The organism is Streptomyces sp. CO7, from assembly GCF_053474865.1.
Genome location: NZ_JBRIOU010000004.1, coordinates 856,277 through 862,281, shown reverse-complemented (window position 1 = coordinate 862,281; position 6,005 = coordinate 856,277). Strand labels below are relative to the sequence as shown.

Annotated in this window: 5 protein-coding genes; all 5 read left to right on the top strand. The window is 72.6% G+C overall.

The window, feature by feature from the left end:
- The first annotated feature begins 8 nt into the window (after window positions 1-8).
- Entirely contained in the window at window positions 9-1,955 is a 1,947-nt protein-coding gene (locus ACOV8S_RS16730) for an ABC transporter permease (protein ID WP_448318892.1), read from the top strand.
- Window positions 1,956-2,016: 61 nt separating this feature from the next.
- Window positions 2,017-2,994: an ABC transporter substrate-binding protein gene (locus ACOV8S_RS16725; RefSeq protein ID WP_448318596.1), complete on the top strand. Its 978-nt coding sequence runs from the start codon at window positions 2,017-2,019 to the stop codon at window positions 2,992-2,994.
- A 334-nt stretch (window positions 2,995-3,328) separates the two neighbouring features.
- Window positions 3,329-3,634, top strand: a complete 306-nt coding sequence (locus ACOV8S_RS16720; protein WP_448318595.1) for a hypothetical protein — start codon at window positions 3,329-3,331, stop codon at window positions 3,632-3,634.
- Between the two features lie 9 nt (window positions 3,635-3,643).
- Window positions 3,644-4,828 (top strand): glutathionylspermidine synthase family protein, encoded by a 1,185-nt coding sequence (locus tag ACOV8S_RS16715; protein ID WP_448318594.1) that lies wholly within the window; start codon window positions 3,644-3,646, stop codon window positions 4,826-4,828.
- Between the two features lie 123 nt (window positions 4,829-4,951).
- Window positions 4,952-6,005: acyltransferase family protein (locus ACOV8S_RS16710; RefSeq protein WP_448318593.1), on the top strand; the 1,054-nt coding region annotated here is incomplete at its 3' end.

Here is a 6,005-nt window from a genome sequence, read left to right as displayed (position 1 = left end):
CGGGCCGGCTGCGCGCCGCGCTCACCGCACGGCCCGCCCTGCGCCGCCTGCTCCCGCTGCTGGCCGCCGCCCTCGTGCTCGTCCCCGTGGCCGCCGCCCTCTGGGGCAGCGGCGGCTGGCCGCAGCAGCTGGCCGTCGACGTGAAGACGCCGCTGGACGACGCCTACAACTGGGTGGTCGACCACCGCGAGACCAACCCGGTCTTCCTCTACTTCCTGCTCCACCTGAGCAACTGGGCGGAGATCTCGGTCGACGCCGTCACCGGCTTCCTCCTCCAGCTCGGCTGGCTGGGCGTCATCACCGCCGCCGTCCTGCTGGCCTGGCGGATCGGCGGGGCCGGTCTGCGCGGACTGCGCACCGCGGGCGTGGCGCTCGCCGCCTTCGCCGTCTGCGGCGTCCTCGACATGTGGGAAGCCACCATGGAGACGCTGGCGCTCATGGCGGTCGCGGTGAGCGTCTCCGTCGTGGCCGGCCTCGTCCTGGGCCTGGCCGCCGGACTCTCCGACCGCTTCGACCGCGTCCTGCGGCCGGTGCTGGACACCATGCAGATCATGCCGGCGTTCGCCTACCTGCTGCCGCTGGTGCTGCTCTTCCAGATCGGCGTGCCCGCCGCGCTGATCGCCACCGTCATCTACGCCGTCCCGCCGATGGCCCGCCTCACCTCGCTCGGTCTGCGCGGCGCGGACCAGGGCGTGCTGGAGGCCGTGCGTTCGCTGGGCGCGGGCCCGGTGCAGCGGCTGGTGACCGCCCGGCTGCCGCTGGCCCGCAAGGAGATCCTGCTCGGCCTCAACCAGACGATCATGATGGCGCTGTCCATGGTCACCATCGCCTCGGTCGTCGGGGCCGGCGGCCTCGGCGAGGAGGTCTTCAGCGCGCTGTCCACCGTGGACGTCGGCAACGCCCTGGCGGCCGGCATCCCGATCGTGCTGCTCGCCGTCTGGCTGGACCGCACCACCGCGGTCGCCGGGCAGCGGGTCGCGGAGGGCGCCGACCACGAGGCGGCCGGCGTGCGCCGCCTGCTGCACGGCTGGCGCGCCTGGGCCCTGGTGGCCACGGCCTTCGCCGTGATCGTGCCGCTGGGCCGGAAGTTCCTCGTCGAGGAGTGGCCGGAGCCCTGGGTGGTGGAGATCGCCCGCCCGGTCAACGAGGCGGTGCAGTGGTTCACCGCCCACCTCGCCACCGGCGTCCCGGTCGTCGGCGGCACCCGGGTGTGGGCCGACGGCTTCACCACCGGCGTGCTCTCCCCGCTGCGGGACGGCCTGCAGGCCATGCCGTGGTGGTCGCTGGTGCTGCTCGCCGCCGTCCTGGGCCTGCTGGCCGGCGGCTGGAAGGCGATGTGCACCGCCGCCGCCTCGCTCGCCCTGATCGGCGTCATCGGCGTGTGGGACAAGTCCCTCGACACGCTCTCCCAGGCCCTCGCCGGCGTGGTCCTCACCCTGGTGCTGGGCTTCGCGATCGGCGTCCTGGCCGCCCGGGCCGACTGGGTGGACCGCACGCTGCGGCCGGTGCTCGACGTGCTGCAGACGCTCCCGCAGTTCATCTACCTGATCCCGGTGGTCGCCCTGTTCAACGTGGGGCGGGCCGCCGCCGTCGCCGCGGCCGTGCTGTACGCGCTGCCCGCCGTCGTGCGGATCACCGTGCAGGGCATCCGGCAGGTCGACGCGGGCACCCTCGAGGCCTCCCGCTCGCTGGGCGCGAGCACGCTGCAGCAGATCCGCCAGGTGCAGCTGCCGCTGGCCCGCCCGGCGCTGATGCTCGCCCTCAACCAGGGCGTGGTGCTGGTCCTCGCGATGGTCATCGTCGGCGGTTTCGTCGGCTCCGGCGCGCTCGGCTACGACGTGGTCTTCGGCCTCCAGAAGAGCGAACTGGGCACCGGCCTCGCGGCCGGCGTCGCCATCGTCCTGCTCGGCGTCACCCTCGACCGCGCCACCCAGCGCCGCGCCGACACGGCCTGACGGAACACCGGGCCCCCGAACTCCCCCACGCAGAAGCACCGAAGGAAACGAGAGACCTCCCATGAAGAAGCCCCCTGCCTTCACCTCCCGCACCTCCCGCGTCGCCGTGGCGGCCACCGCCGCGCTGGCCGCCACCGCCCTGAGCGCCTGCGGCGCGGCCGACACCGGCGCCGCCGCCTCCTCCGGTGGCGCCGGGGACAAGGTCACCATCGCCGTCCCGTCCTGGGTGGGCGCCGAGGCGAACGCCGCGGTCGCCGCGCACATCCTGGAGGAGGAGTACGACGTCCGCGTCGAGAAGACGCAGATCGACGAGTCCGTCGCCTTCGACGGCCTCGACAGCGGCAAGATCGACGCCGTCCTCGAGGACTGGGGCGGCGCCCCCGACAAGCTCGAGAAGTACGTCGACCAGAAGAAGAGCGTGGTGTCCGCCGGCGACCTGGGCGTCACCGGGAAGATCGGCTGGTTCGTCCCGGAGTACCTGGCGAAGGAGCACCCGGACATCACCGACTGGAAGAACCTCGACACGTACGCCCACCTCTTCCGGACCGCGGAGAGCGGCGACAAGGGCCAGCTGCTGGAGGGCTCGCCGTCGTACACCACCAACGACGACGCGCTGGTGAAGAACCTGAAGCTGGACCTCAAGACGGTGTACGCCGGCTCCGAGGCCGCGCAGATCACCCAGATCCAGCAGGACTACAAGGCGAAGAAGCCGTTCCTCACCTACTGGTGGACCCCGAACTGGGTCAACGAGGACGTGAAGATGGTCGAGGTGAAGCTGCCCGAGTGGACCGAGGGCTGTGACAAGGACCCGAAGGCCGTCGACTGCGGCTATCCCGAGACCCCGCTGCAGAAGTACCTGAGCGCCGACTTCGCGAAGGACGGCGGCAAGGCGGCGGAGTTCCTCAAGCGGATGAAGTGGACCGAGGAGGACCAGAACGAGGTCGCCGCGATGATCGCCGGGAAGAAGATGAGCCCGGAGGACGCCGCGGAGAAGTGGGTCGCCGAGAACAAGGACGTCTGGAAGGCCTGGGTGGCCTGAACAGGCATCGCTCCCTGTCCCGAGGGGTAGGGAGGTGACGGGCGGTGAACCTGACACCACCGCCCGACGGGCCCCGCGGCGCGCCCCCTCCTCGTGAGGGAGGCGCCCGCGGGGCCCTCGTGATCCCGGGGCAGGATCCCGGGCGGGTCCCGGGTGCACGGCATCCCTACGGCATCCGACGGGTTTCTGTCAGGTGGCCGACATTGCTCTCACGAGCAGGTATTCCCTAGGCTGCCGGGCGTGGCGGGACGCCGCACGCCCGCGCGGGAACCGAACGCGCTCTCCCGGTGTCTTGGCGTCCGTCACCGCTCGCACCGATCCGGGGGGAAACACCATGGCAGAGAAGCAGCGTCGGCGGCTGCGCTCCAGCACCGTCGTGCTCGGCGGGATGGGCGTCGTCGCGGCGACGCTGACGTCCTGCGGGTCCGAGCCGGACCGCCGCTGCGTCGACACGAACAGCTACGAGCTCGCCAACGGCTACCGGGTCGTGGCCGATTCGTCGTGCTCGTCGTACTCGTCGTCCGCCGACTGGTACTACGACGCCGACGTCGAGGGCGGCTGGGCCGAGGACGGCACCTTCGACCGCGACGAGGCCGTCGACCGCAACGGGTTCGGCTGCCACGGCAGCAGCGGCGGCTGACCTCCGCACATGGAACGCCGCACCATCGAGCCCCGCCCGGACTGGCAGCGCACCGTCGAGTCCCAGGGGCTGATCTACCCGCTCACCCGCCACCCCGACGGCAGCCTGCGCCCCTACTGGGACGAGAGCGCGTACTACGTCTTCTCCCTCCCCGAGGTCGAGGCGCTCGAGGAGGTCGTCGAGGAACTGCACGCGATGTGCCTGGAGGCGGCCGCCTTCATCGTCCGGGAGAACCGTTTCGCCGACCTCGGCGTCACCGACCGGCGGGTGGCCGCCGCGATCGCGGAGTCCTGGCGCCGCCGCGAGGAGGTCCCCTCCGTCTACGGCCGGTTCGACCTGCGGTACGACGGCTCGGGCCCGGCCAAGATGCTGGAGTACAACGCCGACACCCCCACCTCGCTGGTGGAGGCCGCCGGCCCGCAGTGGTTCTGGATGGAGGAGCGCTTCCCCGGCGCCGACCAGTGGAACTCCCTGCACGAGAGGCTGGTGGAGGCCTGGCGCCGCCAGGCTCCCCTGCTGCCGCCCGGCTCCCCGCTCTACTTCGCCCACACCGCCGAGGACGAGCTGGGCGAGGACCTGATGACGGTCGCCTACCTGATGGAGACCGCCGAGCAGGCCGGGCTGCCCACCGAGTGGATCTCCATGGAGGACATCGGCTGGGACCGCATCAGCCGCCGCTTCGTGGACAAGAAGCTCCGGTTCATCCGCAGCTGCTTCAAGCTCTACCCCTGGGAGTGGCTGACCACCGACCGGTTCGGCCCGCACGTGATGAACACCCTGGACCTCGGCGGCGGGACCGGCTCCACGCTGTGGATCGAGCCGATGTGGAAGATGCTGCTCAGCAACAAGGCGCTGCTCGCGGTGCTCTGGGAGCTGTACCCGGGTCACCCCAACCTGCTCCCGGCCTACGTGGACGGCCCGCGCGGGATGGCCGGCACCACCGGCTACGTGGCCAAGCCGCTGCTCGGGCGCGAGGGGGCCGGCGTCACCCTGCACGAGCCCGGGAGCGCCGCACCGGAGCCGCAGGAGCCCTGCTGCTACCAGGAGCTGGCGCCGCTGCCGTCGTTCGACGGGAACCGGGTGGTGCTGGGCGCCTGGGTCGTCGAGGGCGAGGCCGCGGGCCTCGGCATCCGTGAGAGCGCGGGGCCCGTCACGGACACGTACGCGCGGTTCCTGCCGCACGTCATCCTCTGAAACGCACGTCGCGGCGGCGGGCCACCTGGTGTTCATCCCGGGGACGGGCCCCCGTCGGGTTCCCCTCCTAGTCTGCCCGGGCCCGCACGACCCGCCCCGGTCCGCCCAGGAGCCCGCGACCCGATGATCCCCGTCACCGTCCCCGGACCCCGGTCCGCGCCCGGCACGCCCGACCCGGCCACCGCCGCTCCCCGTGGCGCGGCCACGGCGCGCGACCCGTGGTGGGACAACACCCGGTTCCTCGCCGCCACGCTGATCGTCGTGCTGCACACCACGGGCAGCCTGCTGGGCCGCGTGGAGGCGCTGCACGCCTTCCAGCTCGGCGCCTGGGCGTTCCGGGTGCCCGCCTTCGTCCTGCTGGCCGGGGTGTTCAGCAAGGCCGGGCCGCTCGGCGCCCGGCCGCTGCGGGCGCTGATCCGGTCCGTCGCGCTGCCCGGCCTCCTCTTCGGGCTCCTCTTCTCGCTGGAGAGCTGGGCCCTGGGCGCCGAGTTCCGGGTGCACGTCGCCCAACTGCCGTGGAACCTCTGGTTCCTGATGTCGCTGTTCTTCTGGCGGCTGCTGCACCCCCTGGTGCTCCAGCTGCGCTTCCCGCTGGCGACCACCACGGCGGTGGCGCTCGCGGTCGGTTACCTGCCCGACTTCGGCATGCAGTTCTCGGCCTCCCGGACCCTGGTCTACCTGCCGCTCTTCCACCTCGGCTGGTGGATCGGCCAGGGCGGCCTGCGCTCCTGGTTCGAGCGCCGGTGGACCCTGCCGGTGGCGGTCGCCGGCGTCCTGGCCTCCGTCCTCGCCGGCGTGCTGTGGCACCGGGACGTCGAGGGCCGGTGGCTGTCCATGCGGCACCCCTACTCGCCGGCCGACCCGACGGGCCTGGAGTGGGCCTGGCTGATCCGGCTGACGGTGCTCGTCTGCGCCGCCGTGCTGGTGCTGTGCCTGCTGCGGGTGATGCCGAGGCGGCGCCTGCCGTTCGTCTCCACGCTGGGGGCGGGCGGGTTCACGATCTACCTGCTGCATCCGCTGGTGATCCTCCCGTTCCGCGAGAAGGGGTGGATCGAGAGGGTGGACCGGCCGGTGGAGGCGGCCGGGCTGGTGCTGTGCGCGGTCGCGCTGTCGGCGGTGCTCGGCTCGCCCCCGGTCCGGCGGCTGGCCCGCCCGCTGATCCACCCCCCGGTCGGCC

Bases quoted from the DNA above. Each gene is read 5' to 3' on its own strand.
- ACOV8S_RS16720 (WP_448318595.1), top strand. From the start codon at position 3,329: ATGGCAGAGAAGCAGCGTCGGCGGCTGCGCTCCAGCACCGTCGTGCTC.
- ACOV8S_RS16725 (WP_448318596.1), top strand. From the start codon at position 2,017: ATGAAGAAGCCCCCTGCCTTCACCTCCCGCACCTCCCGCGTCGCCGTG.
- ACOV8S_RS16715 (WP_448318594.1), top strand. From the start codon at position 3,644: ATGGAACGCCGCACCATCGAGCCCCGCCCGGACTGGCAGCGCACCGTC.